This window comes from Ruminococcus sp. NATIVEDY160, from assembly GCF_045819885.1.
Lineage (GTDB): Bacteria > Bacillota > Clostridia > Oscillospirales > Acutalibacteraceae > Ruminococcoides.
On sequence record NZ_CP162391.1, the window covers coordinates 2,310,868 to 2,331,649 of the forward strand.

The window sequence follows — 20,782 nt, forward strand, 5'->3', positions numbered from 1 at the left end:
AACAATTAGTGATAGGTTTCTCCGCTTTCCGTGGTATTATTAGTGAAAGGACCTTTCGAGTAAGCGGCAAGGAGGATAATATGACTGACCTTGAATTTGAAAGCACGGTTAAGCGCTATATCAGTATGCTTTACCGGGTTGCGTTTAACTATCTGAAAAATAAAGAAGACAGCAAGGATTCTGTTCAGAATGTTTTTATCAGGCTGTATCATTGTAGGAAAAACTTTAAAAGTGAAGAACATATCAAGGCGTGGCTGATTCGTGTAACGATCAACGAGAGCAAGCGCATATTAAGCAATAATAAAAAGCACTCTACAATTGATATTGAAAAAGTGGCAAACGAGCTTTACTCAGACGAAACCGAGCAGCGAGATTTCTCTATTGAGCTGATGAAGCTGAACCCCACCTACAGCACAGTTTTATATCTATTTTACTACGAGGGATATAAAGCAGAAGAAATCGCAAAAATGCTTTCAAAAACAACCGCATCGGTCAATATGATTTTATCCCGTGCCAGAAAGCAGTTAAAAGAGCGCTTAAAGGAGGATAACGATGAATAAGCAAATAATAAATTTTTACAATAAAGTCGATATCGACAATTATGCAGCAGAACGGATTATCACAGTGTCCAAATCAGCAAAGCCGCGCAGAACGGTAAACAAAATCGCGGTAATCGCTTCGGCAAGCGCCGCAGCTCTGGTTATTGGCATTTTTTCTGTATTTCTGTTCCGTTCAATGGATCCCGATTGTGTTTCGGAAAGATTATTGCCATCATATGATACGATTTCAAAAGTCGGAAGCACCGCGACAGGCAACGACGCTCTGATTGCTCATGACGGCTTGGCAGTGGCGATCGAGAACGCTTATTCAAACGGAAAAACCATGTATATCGCGCTTTTCGGTGAATACATTGATTCTGATTCGGCTCCCGATACCCTGCGTTATTCCTTTTCAGAAGGTGACGGCTCCTCATTTACCGTAAACGGCAGAGCAGCGAAATTGAAAACAAAAGATATTATTCTGACAAAAAGCGGTAAACTGTTCAAAGGCGTTATTGAAATAGAGATAGACGAGCCTTCAAGCGCCGCGCGACTGGAAATGACCATTCCGTCCTTTGAAATATACAGTGATAACACACTTGTAAAAAAGATTATCGAACCGTTCAAAATAGACGGAGGTATAATTAGAGCCTATACCGATAACGAGGAAGCGCTTCTTAACGGTGATAACATTCTGTTTATCAAGAGCATTGTACAGTACCCACATAGAGCGGTAGGTGATTATATCTGCGGTATTGAAATGCAGTATTATGTGCCAAAAGACATGATGAATGCCGGCAAAGATATCCAAGCAAAAATATTTAATGAGGACGGCAATGAAATTGCCATGACAAACTCGCTTCAAAACGGTGACCGCAGCGGTAACGGAATGATGATGCTCAGAAGCTACGGTTTTCCCAACAGCCGCAATATAAAGGTCGTTCTTTATGACGCGAACACGGAAGAAAACAAACCGATACAGGAGTATGATGTATCGCTGAACGATTTTGAATGGTCTCTCGATTTTGAGGATTAACGATACGCTAATTTCTTGAATATGATATATCTCTTCCAAACAGGCAGTAGGCAGCATCGCTTGCTGCCTGTTTGCAGTGACACCGCCCGACACTACGTCAGGCGGTGCTTTTTGCGCCCACAAACCGCGACAAATCGGCTGTGTGGGCTTTGCTGGACGAGGTACCTCCACAAATTTTTTCGCGCAACACGGAGCGAAACAAGGCTCGTCAGCTTTTTCTCTCTGTTAGGGAAAATAAAACATAATCATTGTAATTAGTCAGTTGCACGCTGAATGAATAACCATCCTTGCTATCAACAAAAAGCGTATTATCATTTACCTGCTCTACTGTGTAAATGCCTTTGTTCTCGTAATAATCATGAACGTCAACAAGGCTGAATTGTTTGCTAAAATAAACCTGACCCTTAAAGCTGCGCATATTGTTTTCTTAAACACAAACATCCTCCTTGTTTTGAATAGTATTTTAAGAAATTTATAATGTTTTCATTTATTCTATATAATATCATATCACAAAATTTCCTTTCTGTCAATGCTCCACAAATCGAGTAGGAGGCTGCCCATTAGTTGAGCAGCCGACCTCTCACACCACCGTGCGTACCGTTCGGTACACGGCGGTTCAATAGTTTGAGTGCAGTACCTTGTATCTGTTGAGTATGTCGTCATACCCGACGGACGCAAGGTATTCGTTTGTTAATGACCTGTGCAGAACATAGCTGTCGGCTATGCGCCAATATGCTTTTCTGCTGTTCGCCCACTCCCACGCCTTGGCATTATTGATTCCAAGCCGCACGAGGTTATCGTGTTTTGTCTTGATTTTCTTCCATTGTTTCCAATATATCTGCCGTATTCTGCGCCTGACCCATTCGGTCAGGCGTTTCATGTGGCTTTCCATATCGGCTATGGAATAGTAGCCAAGCCAACCTGTGGTGTAACGCTTCAAGCGTTTGAGTATCAACTCCACCGACCTCGCCTGTTTGCGGCTGGTCAGCTCTCGGATTTTGTCCTTGAATCGCATAATACTCTTTTGATGTGGGCGTATACCTGCCTTCCGTCCTGTTTTGTACAATGAAAAGCCCAAGAATTTGAGTTTGAGCGGAGAACCAACCTGACTTTTCGTTTGGTTAACCGTCAGCTTCAATGTACCCTCCAAGAACTTCACGCAGCTTGCCATTACTCTTTCGGCGGCTCTGCGGCTTTTGACGTAGATGTTGCAGTCGTCGGCGTATCTCACAAACTTGTGTCCTCTGCTTTCAAGCAGTCGGTCAAATGCTGTGAGATAAATGTTGCTCAGTAGCGGTGAGAGATTGCCGCCTTGCGGCGTTCCTTCTCTTGTCGGACTTACTAAGCCGTGTTCCATTACACCGCTCTTTAAGAACTTGTGTATCAGCTTCACAACTCGCTCGTCCTTGATTTGCTCTCTTAACATACCTATCAGAATCGCGTGGTTTACGGTGTCGAAATACTTTGCAAGGTCTAAATCCACTACATAGCGGTAACCCTGTTCATAGTATTCCAACGCCTTACTGATTGCCTGATGGGCACTGCGCTTCGGGCGAAATCCATAGCTGCTGTCGGAGAACAGCGGTTCATACATCGGTTGCAGAAAGACCACAGAAAACGGCGCAAGCCGGCTGTCACTGTGAGAGTATGATGGAAACAGAGAGTAGCAGGGAAGCGTGCAGCATTGCTCTGACCGAAACGGACAGAAGAGACGGTGCAGAGGACTTACTGGAAAGGATACTTGACAGAAACAATCTGAACAAGGCATACCTGAAAGTAAAGAGAAACGGAGGTTCGGCAGGCGTTGACGAAATGACAGTTGACGGAATGCTGCCATACCTAAAGGAACACCGCGAGGAGTTACTGACCGCATTAAGAAACGGCTGGTACAAGCCGCAGGCAGTGCGAAGGGTAGAAATACCGAAGCCCGACGGAGGAGTGCGAAAGCTCGGCGTACCGACGGTCATCGACCGCATGATACAGCAGGCAATTGTGCAGGTTCTGCAACCAATGTATGAACCGCTGTTCTCCGACAGCAGCTATGGATTTCGCCCGAAGCGCAGTGCCCATCAGGCAATCAGTAAGGCGCTGGAATACTATGAACAGGGTTGCATTACTTCTTCCTCCTTCGTTTCCAAGACTCCTATTGTTCGGTCCTTCCCGAAAAAAATTTTTTTCGGTACTATGACCTCTGCTGACTTCTTGCAGCCCAGCCGTACATTGCTGCACGGGTTTGACGGGTGTCAATCCTTCTGTCCTTTGTCACAGCTGCAAGACCTCCCCAGTTAAGAACAGCAACCTTCCTCTCATATATCTGCCGCATTTACATCACGGGGTTCGGGCAGTATGGGACTTTGTCTTGTGCGGCAGACTCGTCCGTCCCGCGTATGCCTTATATGCGATTTCTGTTCGTCAGACCGAGAGTTTGCCTTAGGCTTACTTCAGATTCCGCTTCACAACTGACACCCTTGCCCTCAGCTAACACTTCCTACTGCCAAGCGTGTAGTGGACTTTCACCACCAAGTTACTGCCCATTCTGGGCGAACCGCAAAAACGGAACCGCAAAATGCTCTGCGGTTCCGTTTGGTTACATATTTTTTCAATACTCGGTTTTGAGCGTGTCCACGTTGTATCTTTCCCTGAACTCCTGCTCGTCCTTTGGCGTGCGAATCAGCATAACCTCTGTAAAATGTCCGTCCCTTTTGTCCCTGAAGCCCGCTACCTTCTCCCCTGTGCAGATCGAGCTACGGATGACCGCGTAATGCGTTTCCGGATCAAAGGGCGAGGTCTCGAACCGTCCGCTTTGGCGTTTGCGCGCCTTGTCCGAACCGAAAATACCGTGCTTTCTCATAATCAAACCTCCCTCGTCAGGGCAGCAATATCATACTCTGTAACAATATTATATCTGCTTCGCCCCTGTTTGTCAATAAAGCCCAAACGCTGCCGCCGAGTGAAAACTTTTTTATTTTCTTTGCTCGGATTAGTGACAAACCGGGCAAGAAGTAGTATAATAAAAACCGGACAAACTATTTTAAATTCAGGAAAGGAAGTATATTTATGAAAAAATTCTTTGCGGCAAAGCTGACCGCGGCGCTGCTGTCGGGTCTGATCGTCTGTTCAGCGTCAGCCGCTCTCACCGCTGACGCCGCGGCACCGCTTGGCACTCCTCAGATCACCGGCCTGCAGATCACGGAGGACGGCATTCTGATGAAATGGAACCCTGTGGCGGGAGCGAAGGGCTACAGGCTGTACTACAAAAACTCGGCGGGCGAATGGCGCCGGTTCAAGGATACCGCTCAAACCTCGTACACCGACGGCGGCGTCACTGTAGGCAGGACGGAAACCTACACCATACGCACCCTCGACGCCGATGGAAATCCCAACAGCGACTACAACCCGGGCGGCTGGTCGGTCGTTTACAAACCTCTCGCCCCGAGCGTGAGGAGCCTTCGCAATACCAACGAAGGAATTGAGCTGAGCTGGAACCGCATCAAGGGCGTCGGCAAATACCGCGTATTCTTCCGCAACTCCGCTGGGAACTGGTCGGGTCTCGGCAACACGACCTCTACGAGCTTTACCGACACCAAGGTTCAGTCAGGCAGAAGCGAAACCTACACCGTCCGCGGCATCAGCGACTCGGGCGACTTTATCACTCCGTACAACACAACAGGCTGGACAACCGTTTACCTCGGCACGCCGAAAATCACCTCGGCAAGGAGCGTCGGCGACGGCGTAAAAATCAGCTGGAACCCCGTAAAGGGCGCTTACGGCTACAGAGTTTTTTACAAAAACGGCAAGGGCGGCTGGAGCGGCATGGCGAACGTCACCTCTCCGAGCTACGTTGACAAGGAGGTAAACAGCGGCAGCACCTACACCTACACCGTGCGCTGTATCGACAAGAACGGCAGCTTCACCTCGGGCTACGACACAACAGGTGTGAAGGGCACATACATAGCCGTTCCCAAAATAACGGGACTCAGCAGCACCGAAAACGGCGTTAAAATCAGCTGGAGCGCGTCAAAGGGCGCCTATGGCTACAGAGTATTCTACAAAAACAGCAAGGGCAGCTGGTCGGGACTGGCGAACGTCACCTCAACCTCCTTCACCGACTCTGACGTAAAGAGCGGAAGGAGCTACACCTACACCGTGCGCTGCATCGACAGAAACGGCAATTTCATCAGCGATTACGACGCAAACGGCAAGTCGGTCACCTACACCGCCGCGCCGGATTTCACGCTAAAAAGCAAGCTCGGCGGTGTAAGCATCCGCTGGAATAAGATCGACGGCGCAGAAAAATACCGTATTTTCTACCTCAACAAAAACGGCAGCTGGGTCAAGCTCGCAGATACCGAAAACTGCTCCTATCTCGACAAGGACGTCAGAAACGGCGGAAGCTACACCTACACCGTTCGCTGTATCTCAGCCGACGGCAAACAATACACAAGTCCGTTTATCACAGCGGGCAAAAAGATTAAATACATCAACCCCGAAACCGGCTTTACAGACAAGGAAAAGCAGGCGGCGGCAGTGGCAAAGGAAATAATCAGCAACATTCCCGCCGACGCCACCGATGAGGAAAAAATCCAGTATGCCGCCAGCGCGGCAGCGCATTACAGCTCGCAGGCCACCTACACCTCAGAGGGCACCGATTACGCCACTCCCTACGGTGTATTTGTAAAGGGCGAATATACCTGCGCGGGCTCAACCAGAGCGCTCGGTCTGCTGCTCGACTATCTCGGCTATGACTGGAAGCACGCAAACGAGGGTCTTTGGACCCATCAGTGGTGCATTGTCTACGTCAACGGCGAAAAGGCGTGGGCTGACGGACAGATCGGTATGTGCGGCTACGGCGAATATCCCTTCGCGGAGCTCCGCGACTGATCCTGACATAATAAAATCATCAGCGGCTGCCGCGTATTACAGTACTGCGGCAGCCGCTTTTTGCGCTTATTCAGTTATATTACCAAATTACTTTCCTCGACCTTCTTATTGAAAAAGGCAATTATTTTAATGCAGGGCTTTCTGAGAAGGAGACCGAGAAGCAGCGCCGGTACGACGAACAGCAGCAGCATACCGAGATTATACCAATAATTCCCCCGGTCCATGCCGGCAACGGTTTCCCGCAGCGCGTTGATACCGTATTTGAACGGCAAAAACGGCGCAATCGCCTTGAACGGACCCGGAAGCACCTCTATCGGGAAGGTGCCGCCCGAGCCTGCGACCTGCATAATAAGTATAATAACCGCAAGCGCCTTTCCGATTACGCTGAAGGTAATTGTCAGCGAATAGATTATCAGCGAATAAACAAAGCTCGAAATCAAGCAGGAGATGATAAACATGACAGGATCTTCTGCCTGCGTTTTCAGAAAGAACAAATCGCCGAGCGCGATAATCAATCCCTGAACCTGACTAATAACAAAGAATATCAAATATCTGCCGAAGAAAAGCTGCACCGGATTTGCTTTACCCAGCTTTTTACGGTCATGTTCCGTGAGGTCAACGTTGAGAACCGCTACGAGAACAACGCCGCCGACCCACAACGCGAGCGACGAACTCGCCGCACTATGTTTTTTCTCTTGAACCCGCAAAGGATTTTGATAACATCGTCAAGTATGTCATCGACAGCGAGGAAAAGGTTGTCAACGGTCATAAGCTCATTATCACCACCCGTCAAATGACAGAAGGCGGCGAGGTCGATTACGGAGCTACAATGTACTTTGAAGATTGGGGCTATGTAGTCTGGAGCTTTGCCTACAACGGCGCAGAAAAGGACGAACTGCTGAAAATCATGCAGAATCTCAGTCTGGAGGAAGATAAGGATTATGTTCCTGAAACGACCTCCGCCGATATGGTACGAAGCGACTTGGATTTGAAACGCCGCGAGTACGATTGGACGGTTAATACAGAATTCACCATGCACGCCCTTGGTGAAGCTTTTCAATGGGGACATGAAGCACGTTCCGACGATTTCACCGTTAAGGTTACATCAATTGAGGAGCAAACCGGCACCAACGGCATTCCCTCTGAATGTTTCAACTGGATAACCGATTACTCTCTGATTTATTCCGATTACTTTGACGGTAACGGCAAGCTCATTACTCCCTATACCCGTCATGATTCCACCGATGCGGACGGTGTAAATTCACAGCGCAAAACGTGGGACACTCAGGACGATCGTCACTTCTTTACTGTAACAGTGGAAATAACGCAGAACACGGATTTCCCAAATGCCGATTTTGATGTAATGGGAGATTTCACGCCCGTTATCCTGATAAAAGACAAGGACGGCAGCTACCGTCACAACGGCGAGGAGGACGCTTACGGCGTTATGCAGGAAGTTCTCTATGGCAACGCAGCAACTGTCTGCTCTACACCCGGCGATGAAAGCAACATTCTCCACATGAGTAAAGGCGAAACGCGCACCTTAACCTATGGTGTCGTTATTGACGATGATGTATTGGACAACGCTTATCTGCGTTTCAGTTCACAGGACGAGCAGACGATTGACGACGACGCGGAGAATATAACGCTAAACTTCCGCAACGACTGTGTTAAAATAAAAGAATGAGGTGCTGTATGACGCGAGAAGAATTCACTAACCTCATTCTTGACAGCGAGCAAACACTCTACTGCGTGGCGATGTCCATGCTCAGAAACGAAAAAGACTGCGAGGACGCCGTGCAAACGGCAATCCTCACAGCCTATGAAAAGCTCGGGACCTTGAAGCAAGAGCAATACTTCAAAACATGGCTGGTGCGTATCCTGATAAATGTCTGCAACAAGCAGCTCAGGTCAGCCGCTAAAACAACGGAGCTGCACGATACCGATATTTCGTCGGACAGCGCCGAAGCGTCAACCGAAATCCGCATGGCGATCGAGAGCCTGCCTGTTAAAATCAGGCAGGTTGTCGTGCTCTATTATATCGAGCAATTCACCATCAAGGAGATAAAGCAAATCCTGAAAATACCCGAAGGTACCGTCAAAAGCCGTCTAAGCAAAGGACGGGATCTGATGAAAAACTACTTAACAGAATGAAAATTACCCCTGTTGCCGAAATGCAGCAGGGGATAATTATATCATTTTATGCTATATTTTTTACTTTCTCTGCACGAAATCCACCCCTCTCAAACGTATTATAAGTGAAAGGAGGTTCTTATGTCTAAGCTCGGTACCGAAGAAGCAGAACAAATTATCAGGCAGTATTCTGACATGATATATAGAATTGCCGTTCACAATTTAGGTAATATCGCAGACGCGGAGGATATTTTACAGGACGTGTGTATTTCTCTGCTGACAAAATGTCCCAAACAGCGAGATCCCGAACACCTGAAGGCGTGGCTGATTCGCGTTACAATCAATAAATGCAACAGCCTTCACAGGCTTGCGTGGCGCAGGCGGAGCGAATCGTTGGAGGACTATACTCACTTAGAAGCTCCTGAACAATCAGAAATAATAGAGGAAATCCGGCAGCTGCCAAAGGACTACCGCAATATTATTTACCTCTATTATTATGAATCCTACACGATTGCGGAAATTGCAAAAATACTCGGCAAAAACCCTAACACCGTCAGCTCATATTTACAGCGCGCAAGAAAAAAGCTGAAGGCGTTACTTACGGAAGGAGAGGACTCTCATGTATCATAACCGATACACACAAGCGGTCAGCAAAATAAAAGCTCCCGAGGGAGCCGTTGAAAAAATGCTGAAAACAGCAGAAAGCTTTGAAAAAAAGGAGAAAGTGATTCACATGAAAAAATGGATAAAGAGTGCGGTTGCGGCATCAGTTGCTGTTGCGGTCACAGCAGGAGCGATTATTGGATTTAATCTGCTCGGCAGCAAAGCTAATTCATTCGTTATGACGGTCAATGCAGCTGAGATTACAAAGGACAATCCCATATCTGTCGGAATAGGAGAAGGCGGCATGAGTATTGCGACAAAAGATGACGGCATGGAGTATTATATAGACCTTCCTCTTTCCGTAAAAGGCGAGCATATCAAGAGCGTTACCTATTCTGTGGATAAGGACGCGATTGCCGTCCACTGCCGCAAGGACAATAATCCCGTTATTGACGGCGATGTAGTAAGTGAAAGCATTGACACCTTGTTTGATCAGACGCATATTGCGGATGATATGAAAGTGCTTGAAACTGCGATGGAGAATGAAGGTCAAAGCGTCGTTGAAACCAACTCGTTGGAGGAGAAACTATTGAACAGTTATGTGGGCAAAAAGTATTCTTCCATTACGCTTGCTTACGACAACCAGAATCCTGACGGCTGTGCAATCGGAATTGTCGGCAAGCGCACAAATGAGCCTGTGCCGGATGATGAAAGCCTTGAAGCTAAGGCAAAGCAGTTGGATTCAATTATTGGAAATACTCTTTACTGCACAGTAACATTTGATGATGGAACGGCACAAAAGCAATCTATTCATATCGGCACAACTGTTACCAATTTCGGCACGGCGCATTCCGAATCCTTTAATCAGCTGACAGAGGAAGAAAAGGCATTGAAGGATTATACGGATGTATTTGTAACCTACTCTATAACTGAATAATTGAACAAAACAGAATTGCTATAGATTCGTCACGGGAATCTATAGCAATTTTTGTTATCCTATTCGATTTTCATTTTTCCGTTAAGAGCCTCACGCTTCAGCCTCTCCTGTTTTTTTATATGCAGTATAAATTTGTATCCCACGCGGGAATGTACGGGTGGTGGCGCAGATAGATTTTGTAGTCGGGGTTCAGCCCGTGAATGAGCAACGGCAGCCTGAATATATCCTCGAAGCGGTGGTACGCGGCAAAGTTCAGCTTCGGCCTGTTCGCAAGCGTCTTTCGCATTCCCAGAAGCGTTTCATAGTCCGCACCCTCGACGTCCGCCTTGACGTAGCCTGCCTTTATTCCGCAGAGCAGCGAATCTACAGCCGCGACGCGCGTCTGAACTCCCGAATCGGCAATCGCGGAATTCCTGCCTGCCTTGTTGTTGAAGGTGAGGACGGCGTTTTCCTTCCATGCGCCGAGCTGCCACAGCTCAACACGCTCCATGCCCTCACAGTGGGCTCTGAGCTTCGCGAAGTTCTTTGCGTTCGGCTCGAGAGCTATTATCTTGCGGTACGTACCGCCGCTGTAGGAAAGAAACTCGTCGATTGTGTCGCCGTTGTACGCGCCGAGGTCGACATAAACCTCGCTGCCGCCCAGGTTGAGCAGAGAGAACGCCTCGCTCTTGTCCGTGGTAATCTCGTCGAGCAGCGAAAGCTCGCCGGTGTAATAGAACTTAAGGACGTTATCGTAAACCCTGCGCGACAAATCGTCAGCCATCAGCGCATATGCGGCGTTCATGCTGTCGATGTTGCCGTTAATAAACTCGCCGTCAAAGAGCACATCTCCGAAAACAGGCACGCTCGGAACGAGAGTCCTGTGGCGTGCGGCGACGGCTTTTATCGCCGACATGACCTCGGGCAGCTGGCTCGCAAAGCACAGAGCAACAGCGAAGTCGCCGAACTCATTCTCGACCTCGGCAAGCGTCTTAACGCGAAAGCCGTGAAATGTCTGCCCTCTCACAAAGCCGTCGCTCGCCATCACAGCCGAGATTTCTATTCCGTACCGCTCAAATGCGGCGATAACCTTGTCAGCGCCGTCGCCCATGCCGTAGAGCACAACAGGCAGGCGGCAGCTCTTGAACCAGTCCCAGACGGACTGATTCTGAAATATTCTCCGCAGCTCCATAATAAACTCCCGTAAAAAGAAAAATGCCCACAAAAAAGAAAAACGCCCACCCTGCTGGGTGGACACTTTTGGGTGTTGGCGCCTTCCTATTTTCACAGCCCGTCGCCGGGCAACTATCGTCGGCACTACAGGGCTTAACTTCCGTGTTCGGTATGGGAACGGGTGGACCCCCTGCGTCATCGACACCAACTGTTTGTTGCCGTGTTTCTCTCGACAACAATAGAGATTATATCACAGTGTCGGATAAAAGTCAAGGGTTTTCTAAAACTTTTTCCGAATTTTTTTCTTCTTCCTTTTTTTCGCCCTTTTTGCGGAAGATAATGAGCTTGCTGAAGATGTAATTGAGGAGTACAACGATGATGCTGGTGATGATTTTCATAATCATGTTGATCACGTTGTTGTCCGAACCGAAAAGGAACGCCGCACCCGCGAGGATACCCGTTTCAATAAGCAGGGTGACAAGTCTTGCGGAAACGAAGGTGCCGATCTCGTACCAGAGCGTTTTAGCGTCAAATGACTTGCTGCGGAAAACCCAGAGCTTGTTTGTGATGAACGCGAAGATTACAGCGAAAATCCACGAAATCACATTCGAGATGATGATGTTCAGCTCGCCGTTCATGCCGAAGCTGCTGAAAAGCGTCATAAAGAGCCAGTAGGTTACCCAGCCGACGATTGTGGTGCACACGCCGAAGAACAGGTAGGACACAATGTCCCAGTGCTTCTTTATCAGTTCCTTAATTTTACTCAAATCCTTCAATCCCTTCAAAATCACTGTTCTATACAATATCACAAAAGCGCGCGGTTGTCAAACAGGGCGCGCATAAGCACGCCCTGATAAAGATTATTCCTCGGGTTCGCGGTCGAGCATGCACTCTACGAGCACAGCCTTCTGCGCGTGGAGACGGTTCTCAGCCTCCTCAAAGATTTCAGCCGCGTGAGCCTCAAATACCTCGGCGGTGATTTCCTCGCCGCGGTGAGCCGGCAGACAGTGGAGCACCATGCAGTCGCCGTTTGCAACAGCCATCAGTTCGTCATTGATCTGGTAGCCCGCAAAGGCAGCCTTGCGGATCTTCTTCTCCTCTTCCTGACCCATCGAAGCCCATACGTCGGTGACGAGAACGTCCGCGTTCTTCGCGGCTTCCTTGGGATCCTGAACGATTTCGAACTTGTCGCCGTACTTCTTGCCGAACTCCATGATATGCTCGGGCGGCAGATAGTCAGCGGGACAAGCCGCCGAGAAGCTCATGCCCGTGCTGAGAGCGCCGACGATGAGAGAATTCATCATGTTGTTGCCGTCGCCGATGAAGCACATTTTCAGACCCTCGAGCTTGCCCTTGAACTCGCGGATAGTCATGAGATCGGCGAGAACCTGACAGGGGTGGCAGTAGTCGGTCAGACCGTTGATAATCGGGATCGAGCCGTACTCTGCGAGAGCCTCTACCTCGCTCTGCTCAAAGGTGCGGATCATGATAGCGTCGATAAAGCGTGAGAGCACGCGCGCGGTATCCTGAACAGGCTCGCCCCTGCCGATCTGCAGGTCGTTTGAGCTGAGGAAGAGCGGATAACCGCCGAGCTGTGTCATGCCGACCTCGAACGATACGCGGGTACGGGTGCTGGATTTCTCAAAAATCATGCCGAGAGTTTTGCCCTTGAGCAGCTTGTGCTCAATGCCGTGCTTAAGCTCGTACTTGAGCTGATCTGCGAGATTGAGGGTGCGGGTAATCTGTTCGGGAGACCAGTCCTCGAGCTTCAAAAGATGTTTCATTTATTTACACTCCTTCAGTGTGGATTTTAATATACTAACTGCTTCTTTGAGTTCTTCGCGTGTGATGGTGAGCGGAGGAAGCATTCTGAGAACGTCCTTCGCGGTGATAATGAGCAGGCCGTTTTCAACACACTTCGCGGCGATATCATGAGCGTCGCCGTCGATCTCAATCCCGACCATAAGTCCCATTCTGCGGACATTCTTTACTTCGGGAAGCTCCCTGAGCAGACCCTCGAGATACGCGCCCTTCGCTTCTACCTCGTCGAGAAAATCCTCTTTAGATACGGTGTCGATAACGTAATTCGCGCCCGCGCAGACAACGGGATTCGCACCGAAGGTGGTGCCGTGTGTAGACGGAGTCATAACGCCGCCGAGCTTGTCGTTACAAAGACAAGCGCCGATCGGCAGACCGCCGCCGAGACCCTTCGCCGCAGTAACGAGGTCGGGCTTTACGCCGTAATTCCGGAAGGCAAAGAGCTTGCCTGTACGTCCGACGCCCGTCTGAACCTCGTCGACGATGACGAGAATATCGCGCTCGGCGCAGAAGTCGAACAGAGCCTTCGCGTAATCCATATCCATGATATTTACGCCGCCCTCGCCCTGGATAAGCTCGAGCATAACGGCGCAGGTCTTGCCGCTGACGGCGTTTTCGAGCACGCTCATATCGCCTGCTTCTATGTATTTGAAGCCCTCCGTGAACGGGAAAAAGAAGTTGTGGAAAACGTCCTGACCTGTTGCCGAGAGGGTGGTAACGGTTCTTCCGTGGAACGAGTTGCGCAGAGTGATTATCTCATTTCTGCCCTCGCCGTACTTGTCAAAGCTGTATTTGCGCGCGATTTTGATGGCGCACTCGTTAGCCTCAGCGCCGCTGTTGCCAAAGCAGACCTTCTCCATTCCTGTGAGCTTGCAGAGCTTTTCGGCGAGAGCGCTCGCCTGCGGGCTGTAAAAGTAGTTCGACATATGCTGGATCGTCGACGCCTGCTTTGTGACAGCCTCGACCCAGCCCTCGTTGCAGTAGCCGAGGCTGTTGACGCCGATGCCCGAGGAAACGTCGATATATTTCCTGCCGTCCTCGTCGAAGGCGGTCACACCCGAGCCGCTGACAAGAGCAACGTCATAGCGTCCGTAGGTGTGCATTATGTATTTATTGTCAAGTTCTTTTGTTGTCATTTCAAATTATTCCTTTCGAGATGCGTTTTCATAAGAATAAACAAACACATCATCTCTCTTCACGAACCCAAAATCTCTCCAGAACTTCTGTCCTGTTTCGTTGTTCTGATAACAGAAGATATGGGTTTTGTCGATGCCGTCGGCGGCGATATTCTCGATCGCCTTTTCGGCAAGCCTGTGACCGATATGACGGCGGCGGTACTCGGGCATGACCGCCATGTGGTGGATAAAGCCGCGTCTGCCGTCGTGTCCCGCAAGTACGGTGCCGACGATTTTTCCGTCGATAACGGCGACCTGGCTCATGCCCTCGTTGCGCCTGAGATAGCGCTCGATCTGTGATCTTTCGTCCGCCTTTGACAGCGCGCGCTTTGTGGTGATCTGCCACATGGCAAATACCTCGTCGTAGTCGTCAATCGTCATTGGGCGTATAATCATAAACATTTATTCCTTTACTTATAATTGATAGAACATCGTGCCGATACCCTCGTCGCTGAACAGCTCGAGAATAATGGAGTGCTCCAGTCTGCCGTCGATGATATGCGCGCGGTTTACGCCGCTGCGGACTGCTTCGACGCAGCAGTCGATTTTGGGGATCATGCCGCCCTTGATTATGCCGTCGCGCTTGAGCATCGGCACCTCGCTGACGTTTACGACGGGGATAAGTGAGCTGTCGTCGTTCACGTCGCGGAGCAGGCCGCGGATATCGGTCATGAGAATCAGCTTTTTGGCTCTGAGCTTCGCGGCGATCTGAGCCGCGGCGAGGTCGGCGTTGATGTTGTAGACCTTGCCGTCGTAGCCGCCCGCGACTGTCGCGACGATCGGGATATAGCCGTCCTTCATCGCCATTCTCAGCGGTTCGGGATTTACCTCGCGTATCTCGCCTACGTAACCGAGGTCGTGAGCGGAGGCGAGCTTGTCAGCCATAAGCAGTCTGCCGTCGAGGCCGCACATTCCGAGAGCCTTTCCGCCGTGGCGCTCAAAGAGCTGAACAAGGCTCTTGTTGACCTTGCCCGCGAGCACCATCTGGACGATGTCCATTGTCTCCTGGTCGGTGACGCGCATTCCGTCCTTGAATACACTCTCCTTGCCGACGGCGTCGAGCATCGCGTTGATTTCGGGGCCTCCGCCGTGAACCAGCACTACGCTGATTCCGACGAGCTGCATGAGCGCCAAATCGCTCATGACCGCCGCCTTGAGCTCCTCATTTATCATAGCGTTGCCGCCGTACTTGACAACAATCGTTTCTCCGACAAATTTTTTGATATAGGGCATCGCCTGAATAAGAACCTTTGCCCTCTTTGCATTATCCATATCTTTCACTCCGAATATTTATTTATGTGCGGTAATCTCCGTTGATCTTTACGTAGTCATATGTCAGGTCACAGCCGTATGCCTCAGCTTCTCCGTTGCCGTCGCCGAGGTTGATAATTATGTCGATCTCGCTCTCGATCAGGATTTCCTTTGCCTTATCCTCGTCAAACGCAAGACCCATGCCGTCCTTGCAGACGAGTATCTCACCCTTTGCGGAACGGTAGGAAACGTCGATTTTCTTAACGTCAACCTCAGCTCCGCTGTAGCCGATCGCGCAGAGTATCCTTCCGCAGTTCGCGTCCGCGCCGAACATCGCCGCCTTGACAAGGCTTGAGCAGATCACGCTCTTTGCGATAACCTTCGCGGTACTCTCATCCTTCGCGCCGCTGACCTTGCCGATAACGAGCTTTGTAGCGCCTTCACCGTCGGCGGCGAGCTTCTTGGCGACAGCCTTGAACGCCGCAGTAAGCACCTCAACGAACAGCGCGTAGTCGCCGTTCTTCTCTGTGATTTCGTCGTTGCCTGCAAGACCCGACGCCATAATAGCGAGGGTATCGTTGGTGGAGGTGTCGCCGTCAACGCTGACCATGTTGTAGCTCACGTCAGCCGCCTCGATCAGCGCCGAGTGAAGCATCTCAGCCGAAACCGCCGCGTCTGTGGTGACGAACGAAAGTGTCGTGCCCATGTTGATATGGATCATGCCGCTGCCCTTTGCGATACCGCCGATCGTGACGGTCTTGCCGCCGAGGCTGAGCTGAACCGCCCATTCCTTCTTTATGGTGTCGGTGGTCATGATCGCTTCGGCAGCGTATGTGCCGCCGTCCCTTGTCATGCTGTCCTTAAGCGCGCCGACGGACTTTTCGATAGGCTCGATCGGAAGTGCCTGACCGATAACGCCCGTTGAAGCGACGATAACGTCGTCCGCAGCGATACCGAGAGCGTCAGCCGCAAGAGCGCACATCTGCTCCGCCTTTTCGTATCCGTCGGGGTTGCAGGCGTTCGCGTTGCCTGAGTTTGCGATCACCGCCTGAGCGACGCCGTTTTTGAGGTGTTCTTGTGTGACGTAGATCGTGTCGGACTTAACGCGGTTTTTTGTGAAGATAGCCGCCGCAGCGCAGGGCTTCTCGCAGAAAATCATACCGAGGTCGCGCTTTGTTGTATTGTTAGGCTTGATACCCGCAATCACGCCGCCTGCGACAAAGCCGAGCGGAGAGGTTACGGAGCCGTTTTCGATAAATTTATAGTTACTCATATTGCCTCTTCCGTAACGGAAAATATAAATCGGAGCGAAGCGACCCTTAATTTTCCATTTTCAATTTTCCATTTTCCATTTTCAATTTATTAGAACGCCGGCGGAACAATGACCAGACCTGTCTTTTCGTCCAGCCCGAAGATAATGTTCATGTTCTGGATCGCCTGACCTGCCGCGCCCTTGACCATGTTGTCGATCGCAGCGCAGGCTACGAGCTTGCGTGCTCTGTTGTCGAAGTGGAGCGAGATGTCGCAGAAGTTTGAATAGCGCACGTTGTGGATATCGGCGCACTTTCCGTCGTCGAGAAGTCTGATGAAAAACTCGTCCTTGTAGTAGTCCTCATAAGCCTTGCGGATCTCCTCGTATGTAACGCCTTCCTTCAAATCGGCGTAAACGGTGGCTAGAATACCTCTGTTTACGGGCAGAAGGTGCGGTACGAAGGTGATGGTGACGTCCTCGCCGCTGAGCTTTGAGAGTGTCTGCTCGATCTCGGGTGTGTGGCGGTGAGATGCGACCTTGTAGGCGTGGAAGCCCTCGTTGAGCTCGGGGAAATGGCTGCCCTGGGTGGGCTTTCTGCCGGCACCGGTAACGCCGCTCTTGCAGTCACAGATAATGCCCTTTGTCGAAACAAGGCCGTTCACAATCGCGGGAGCGATCGCGAGAGGTGAGCAGGTTGTATAGCAGCCGGGGTTGGCTATGAGCTTCTTGCCCTTGATTTTATCTCTGAAGAACTCGGGCAATCCGTAGACGCTCTGAGCGTGGAGCTCCTTGTCGAGGAAGGTGCCGCCGTACCACTCGGTGTACTCGTCCTCGCTCTCAAGGCGGAAGTCCGCGCCGAGGTCGATGAACGCCTTGCCGCTTGAGATGCACTTCTCGGCAAGCTCCTGAGAGAGACCGTGCGGAAGCGCGGCGAAGATAACGTCGCTCTTCTCGACAACAGCGTCCGAATTCTCGCAAATCATATCGTTGAGGAAGGTGTAGGACGGATAAATGTCGCTGAGCTTCTGACCCTCAAAGGATACCGAGCTGATTGCGGCGACCTCCGCCTCAGGGTGGTTCGAGAGCAGTCTTACAAGCTCCGCGCCGGCGTAACCCGTCGCACCGACGATTCCTGCTTTTATTTTCATGGTAATCATTCCTTTTGTTTTTTATTAAAGATTTTCGGCGATTTCCTTTACTCTCGCCGCCTGAGCCTTTACAAGCTGAGGAGCGGGGCCGCCGAACGCCGTGCGCTGAGACACGCACTTTTCGAGGGAGATAGCGTCATAAACGTCCTCTGTGAACACGTCGCAGACCGCCTTGTACTCCTCAATCGGAAGGCTCTCGAGGTCGGTGCCGAGCTCAATGCATCTCGCTACAAGCTCGCCTGTAGCCTTGTAAGCGTCGCGGAACGGCACGCCGTTTTTGGTGAGCCAGTCGGCGCAGTCGGTCGCGTTTATGAATCCGCCTGCCGCTGCCTTTCTCATGTTCTGAGGGATAACGCGCATGGTGTCGAGCATGGGAGTGAAGGCTGTAAGGCACATCTTGACGGTATCGACCGCGTCAAAAATCGCTTCCTTATCCTCCTGCATATCCTTGTTGTAGGCGAGCGCGATGCCCTTCATAACGGTGAGCAGGGTCATTGTGTCGCCGAAAACTCTGCCGCTCTTGCCGCGGACAAGTTCCGCGATATCGGGGTTCTTCTTCTGGGGCATGATCGACGAGCCTGTGGAGAACGCATCGTCAAGCTCGACGAACTTGAATTCCCAGCTGCACCACATGATGATCTCCTCCGAGAAGCGGCTGAGGTGCACCATGATGATTGAGAGCACTGACGCGAACTCTATGCAGAAATCCCTGTCTGAAACGCCGTCGAGGGAGTTGTTTGTGATTCTGTCGAAGCCGAGCAGGTCAGCGGTTACATTTCTGTCGATCGGGTAGGTCGTACCCGCGAGAGCACATGAGCCGAGCGGCATTTCGTCCATTCTCTTAAGACAGTCCTCAAGGCGCGAAACGTCGCGCAGGAGCATTTCGCCGTAAGCGAGCAGATGGTGTCCGAAGGTGATCGGCTGAGCGCGCTGAAGGTGGGTGTAGCCGGGCATAACGGTATCGGCGTACTCCTCAGCCTTTCCGGCGATGACCTTTATCAGACCGACGACGAGATTCTTTACATTGACTACCTCTTTCTTGAGGTAGAGCTTCACGTCGAGCGCGACCTGGTCGTTGCGGCTGCGAGAGGTGTGAAGTCTTTTGCCGTTATCGCCGATCCTTTTTGTCAGCTCGCCCTCGATGAAGGTGTGGATATCCTCCGCCTCCATGTCGATTGCGAGCGCGCCGCTCTCGATATCCGCAAGTATTCCTCTGAGTCCCTGTACAATATCCTGAACGCTCTCCTCGGTGATGATGCCGCATTTGCCGAGCATAGTCGCGTGGGCGATACTGCCCTCGATATCCTCGCGGTACATACGGCTGTCAAACGAGATAGAGCTGTTGAAATCATTTGTTGTTTTTGAAAGTTCCTTTTTGAATCTGCCTTTCCAGAGCTTCATTTTTTTACCTCATTTTCCTGTTTTTAAGCCTGTTGTTTAACCCCTATATAAACACTTTATGGGCAGGGATATTTCACCCTGCCCGACTGCATGAAATTTTTAGTTTTTATTTGATCAGGCCCTTCTTGGCGCGAACCTTGATGGGAAGGCCGAAGAGGTTGATAAAGCCTGCGCTGTCGTTCTGATCGTAAACCTCGTCCTCGTCGAAGGTCGCGATCTCCTCGTCATAGAGTGAGTAGGGACTTGTTACTCCCGCGTCGATGATGTTGCCCTTGTAGAGCTTGAGCTTGACGTCGCCTGTCACATACTCCTGGGTGCTGTCAACGAAAGCTGACATAGCCTCGCGCAGAGGTGTGTACCACTTGCCGTCATATACGAGGTCAGCGAAGGTGTTGGCGAGGTTCTTCTTGTAGTGGAGAGTATCCTTGTCGAGGCAGATCTCCTCGAGCTTGTTGTGCGCCGCGTAGAGCACGGTGCCGCCGGGAGTCTCATAAACTCCGCGCGCCTTCATGCCTACAAGACGGTTCTCTACGATGTCGGTGATACCCACGCCGTTTCTGCCGCCGATTTCGTTGAGCTTCTCGATCATCTCGACGGAGCCTACAGCCTCGCCGTTGAGCTTTACGGGGATACCCTTCTCAAAGGAGATGGTCACGTACTCGGGAACGTCGGGTGCCTGTTCGGGAGACACGCCCATCTCGAGGAAGCCTTCCTTGTTGTACATCGGCTCGTTAGCCGGATCCTCCAGATCCAGACCCTCGTGGCTGAGGTGCCAGAGGTTCTTGTCCTTGGAGTAGTTTGTCTCTCTGTTTATCTTGAGGGGAATGTTCTTTGCCTCAGCGTACTCGATTTCCTCCTCACGGGACTTGAACTCCCATGTTCTCCAGGGAGCGATGATCTTCATGTCGGGAGCATAAGCCTTGATGGCGAGCTCAAAACGAACCTGGTCATTGCCCTTGCCGGTGCAGCCGTGGCAGATAGCGTCAGCGCCCTCAGCCTTGGCGATCTCTACGATTCTCTTGGCGATAACGGGACGTGCGAAGGAGGTGCCGAGAAGGTACTTGCCCTCGTAAACAGCGCCAGCCTTGATGGTGGGGAATACATATTCTTCAACGAATTCCTTGTTGAGATCCTCGATGTAGAGCTTGGAAGCGCCTGTAGCGATAGCCTTCTCCTCGAGACCGTCGAGCTCGGTACCCTGACCGACGTTGCCCGAAACGGCGATGACCTCACAGTTGTCGTAATTTTCCTTTAACCACGGAATAATGATGGAAGTGTCCAGACCACCCGAATATGCCAATACTACTTTTTTGATTTTGTTGTCAGCCATGATGAATTTCCTCCGTTGATTTGATGTTACTACTACATTATACTACCAATTTTAGAAAAATCAAGCTTTTTTTGAATATTTATGCAAGTTTGCGCCTTTGCACAAAAATCGCGGCATTTGCGGAAT

The 20,782-nt window shown here is 50.6% G+C and carries 21 protein-coding genes and 1 rRNA gene; 8 read left to right on the forward strand and 14 right to left on the reverse strand.

What is annotated here, in order from left to right:
- Nucleotides 1-80 precede the first annotated feature (80 nt).
- Both AB1I49_RS11360 and AB1I49_RS11365 read left to right on the forward strand, forming a co-directional pair.
- Nucleotides 81-560, forward strand: a complete 480-nt coding sequence (locus AB1I49_RS11360) for an RNA polymerase sigma factor (protein ID WP_407721036.1) — start codon at nt 81-83, stop codon at nt 558-560.
- Nucleotides 553-1,575: a hypothetical protein gene (locus AB1I49_RS11365; RefSeq protein ID WP_407721037.1), complete on the forward strand. Its 1,023-nt coding sequence runs from the start codon at nt 553-555 to the stop codon at nt 1,573-1,575. The genes AB1I49_RS11360 and AB1I49_RS11365 overlap by 8 nt, the downstream gene beginning before the upstream one ends.
- A 616-nt stretch (nt 1,576-2,191) precedes the next feature.
- Here AB1I49_RS11365 and AB1I49_RS11370 read toward each other — a convergent pair.
- Nucleotides 2,192-3,169: a group II intron reverse transcriptase/maturase gene (locus AB1I49_RS11370; RefSeq protein ID WP_407721038.1), complete on the reverse strand. Its 978-nt coding sequence runs from the start codon at nt 3,167-3,169 to the stop codon at nt 2,192-2,194.
- 53 nt (nt 3,170-3,222) lie between these two features.
- Between AB1I49_RS11370 and AB1I49_RS11375 the strand changes: the two genes are divergently transcribed.
- Nucleotides 3,223-3,864 carry a reverse transcriptase domain-containing protein gene (locus AB1I49_RS11375; RefSeq protein WP_407721039.1) on the forward strand — a complete coding sequence of 214 codons (642 nt, stop codon included), beginning with the start codon at nt 3,223-3,225 and terminating at the stop codon, nt 3,862-3,864.
- Between the two features lie 310 nt (nt 3,865-4,174).
- Here the strand turns inward: AB1I49_RS11375 and AB1I49_RS11380 are convergent, their stop codons facing one another.
- Nucleotides 4,175-4,426 (reverse strand): aspartate dehydrogenase, encoded by a 252-nt coding sequence (locus AB1I49_RS11380; protein ID WP_316613244.1) that lies wholly within the window; start codon nt 4,424-4,426, stop codon nt 4,175-4,177.
- A gap of 206 nt (nt 4,427-4,632) precedes the next feature.
- On the opposite strand from AB1I49_RS11380, the gene AB1I49_RS11385 reads away from it, so the two are divergent.
- The gene (locus AB1I49_RS11385) at nt 4,633-6,456 is read left to right on the forward strand and encodes a fibronectin type III domain-containing protein (RefSeq protein ID WP_407721041.1); all 1,824 of its coding nucleotides are present in this window, start codon (nt 4,633-4,635) and stop codon (nt 6,454-6,456) included.
- A gap of 74 nt (nt 6,457-6,530) precedes the next feature.
- On the opposite strand, the gene AB1I49_RS11390 is transcribed toward AB1I49_RS11385, so the two are convergent.
- Nucleotides 6,531-7,115 (reverse strand): YhgE/Pip family protein, encoded by a 585-nt coding sequence (locus AB1I49_RS11390; RefSeq protein WP_407721042.1) that lies wholly within the window; start codon nt 7,113-7,115, stop codon nt 6,531-6,533.
- 170 nt (nt 7,116-7,285) lie between these two features.
- On the opposite strand from AB1I49_RS11390, the gene AB1I49_RS11395 reads away from it, so the two are divergent.
- The 4 genes from AB1I49_RS11395 (at nt 7,286) to AB1I49_RS11410 (ending at nt 10,129) form a co-directional block, all read left to right on the forward strand.
- Nucleotides 7,286-8,143, forward strand: a complete 858-nt coding sequence (locus tag AB1I49_RS11395) for a hypothetical protein (protein WP_407721043.1) — start codon at nt 7,286-7,288, stop codon at nt 8,141-8,143.
- A gap of 8 nt (nt 8,144-8,151) precedes the next feature.
- Nucleotides 8,152-8,610 carry an RNA polymerase sigma factor gene (locus AB1I49_RS11400; RefSeq protein ID WP_407721044.1) on the forward strand — a complete coding sequence of 153 codons (459 nt, stop codon included), beginning with the start codon at nt 8,152-8,154 and terminating at the stop codon, nt 8,608-8,610.
- Nucleotides 8,611-8,730: 120 nt separating this feature from the next.
- Nucleotides 8,731-9,219: an RNA polymerase sigma factor gene (locus AB1I49_RS11405; RefSeq protein WP_407721045.1), complete on the forward strand. Its 489-nt coding sequence runs from the start codon at nt 8,731-8,733 to the stop codon at nt 9,217-9,219.
- Nucleotides 9,209-10,129, forward strand: coding sequence for a hypothetical protein (locus AB1I49_RS11410; RefSeq protein ID WP_407721046.1), 921 nt, complete (start codon nt 9,209-9,211; stop codon nt 10,127-10,129). Before AB1I49_RS11405 ends, AB1I49_RS11410 begins: the two co-directional genes overlap by 11 nt.
- Before the next feature lie 115 nt (nt 10,130-10,244).
- Here the strand turns inward: AB1I49_RS11410 and AB1I49_RS11415 are convergent, their stop codons facing one another.
- The 11 genes from AB1I49_RS11415 to AB1I49_RS11465 form a co-directional block, all read right to left on the reverse strand.
- On the reverse strand, nt 10,245-11,300 hold the full coding sequence (locus AB1I49_RS11415; protein ID WP_186833243.1) for an FkbM family methyltransferase: 1,056 nt from the start codon (nt 11,298-11,300) through the stop codon (nt 10,245-10,247).
- A 73-nt stretch (nt 11,301-11,373) separates the two neighbouring features.
- Nucleotides 11,374-11,490 (reverse strand): 5S ribosomal RNA (gene rrf, locus AB1I49_RS11420).
- Nucleotides 11,491-11,550: 60 nt separating this feature from the next.
- Complete coding sequence (locus AB1I49_RS11425) at nt 11,551-12,048, reverse strand: GtrA family protein (RefSeq protein WP_201428105.1); 498 nt, start codon at nt 12,046-12,048, stop codon at nt 11,551-11,553.
- Nucleotides 12,049-12,141: 93 nt separating this feature from the next.
- Nucleotides 12,142-13,065, reverse strand: coding sequence for an ornithine carbamoyltransferase (argF, locus tag AB1I49_RS11430; RefSeq protein WP_407721047.1), 924 nt, complete (start codon nt 13,063-13,065; stop codon nt 12,142-12,144).
- The gene (locus tag AB1I49_RS11435) at nt 13,066-14,235 is read right to left on the reverse strand and encodes an aspartate aminotransferase family protein (protein WP_407721048.1); all 1,170 of its coding nucleotides are present in this window, start codon (nt 14,233-14,235) and stop codon (nt 13,066-13,068) included.
- A gap of 6 nt (nt 14,236-14,241) precedes the next feature.
- Entirely contained in the window at nt 14,242-14,670 is a 429-nt protein-coding gene (locus AB1I49_RS11440; protein ID WP_201428108.1) for a GNAT family N-acetyltransferase, read from the reverse strand.
- An 18-nt stretch (nt 14,671-14,688) separates the two neighbouring features.
- Nucleotides 14,689-15,546 (reverse strand): acetylglutamate kinase, encoded by an 858-nt coding sequence (argB, locus tag AB1I49_RS11445; RefSeq protein WP_186833238.1) that lies wholly within the window; start codon nt 15,544-15,546, stop codon nt 14,689-14,691.
- 22 nt (nt 15,547-15,568) lie between these two features.
- Nucleotides 15,569-16,798 (reverse strand): bifunctional glutamate N-acetyltransferase/amino-acid acetyltransferase ArgJ, encoded by a 1,230-nt coding sequence (gene argJ, locus AB1I49_RS11450; RefSeq protein ID WP_407721049.1) that lies wholly within the window; start codon nt 16,796-16,798, stop codon nt 15,569-15,571.
- Between the two features lie 89 nt (nt 16,799-16,887).
- Nucleotides 16,888-17,925 carry an N-acetyl-gamma-glutamyl-phosphate reductase gene (gene argC, locus AB1I49_RS11455; protein WP_405318523.1) on the reverse strand — a complete coding sequence of 346 codons (1,038 nt, stop codon included), beginning with the start codon at nt 17,923-17,925 and terminating at the stop codon, nt 16,888-16,890.
- 24 nt (nt 17,926-17,949) lie between these two features.
- Nucleotides 17,950-19,326: an argininosuccinate lyase gene (gene argH / locus AB1I49_RS11460; protein ID WP_407721050.1), complete on the reverse strand. Its 1,377-nt coding sequence runs from the start codon at nt 19,324-19,326 to the stop codon at nt 17,950-17,952.
- Between the two features lie 106 nt (nt 19,327-19,432).
- On the reverse strand, nt 19,433-20,656 hold the full coding sequence (locus AB1I49_RS11465) for an argininosuccinate synthase (RefSeq protein WP_186833234.1): 1,224 nt from the start codon (nt 20,654-20,656) through the stop codon (nt 19,433-19,435).
- Nucleotides 20,657-20,782: the final 126 nt, after the last annotated feature.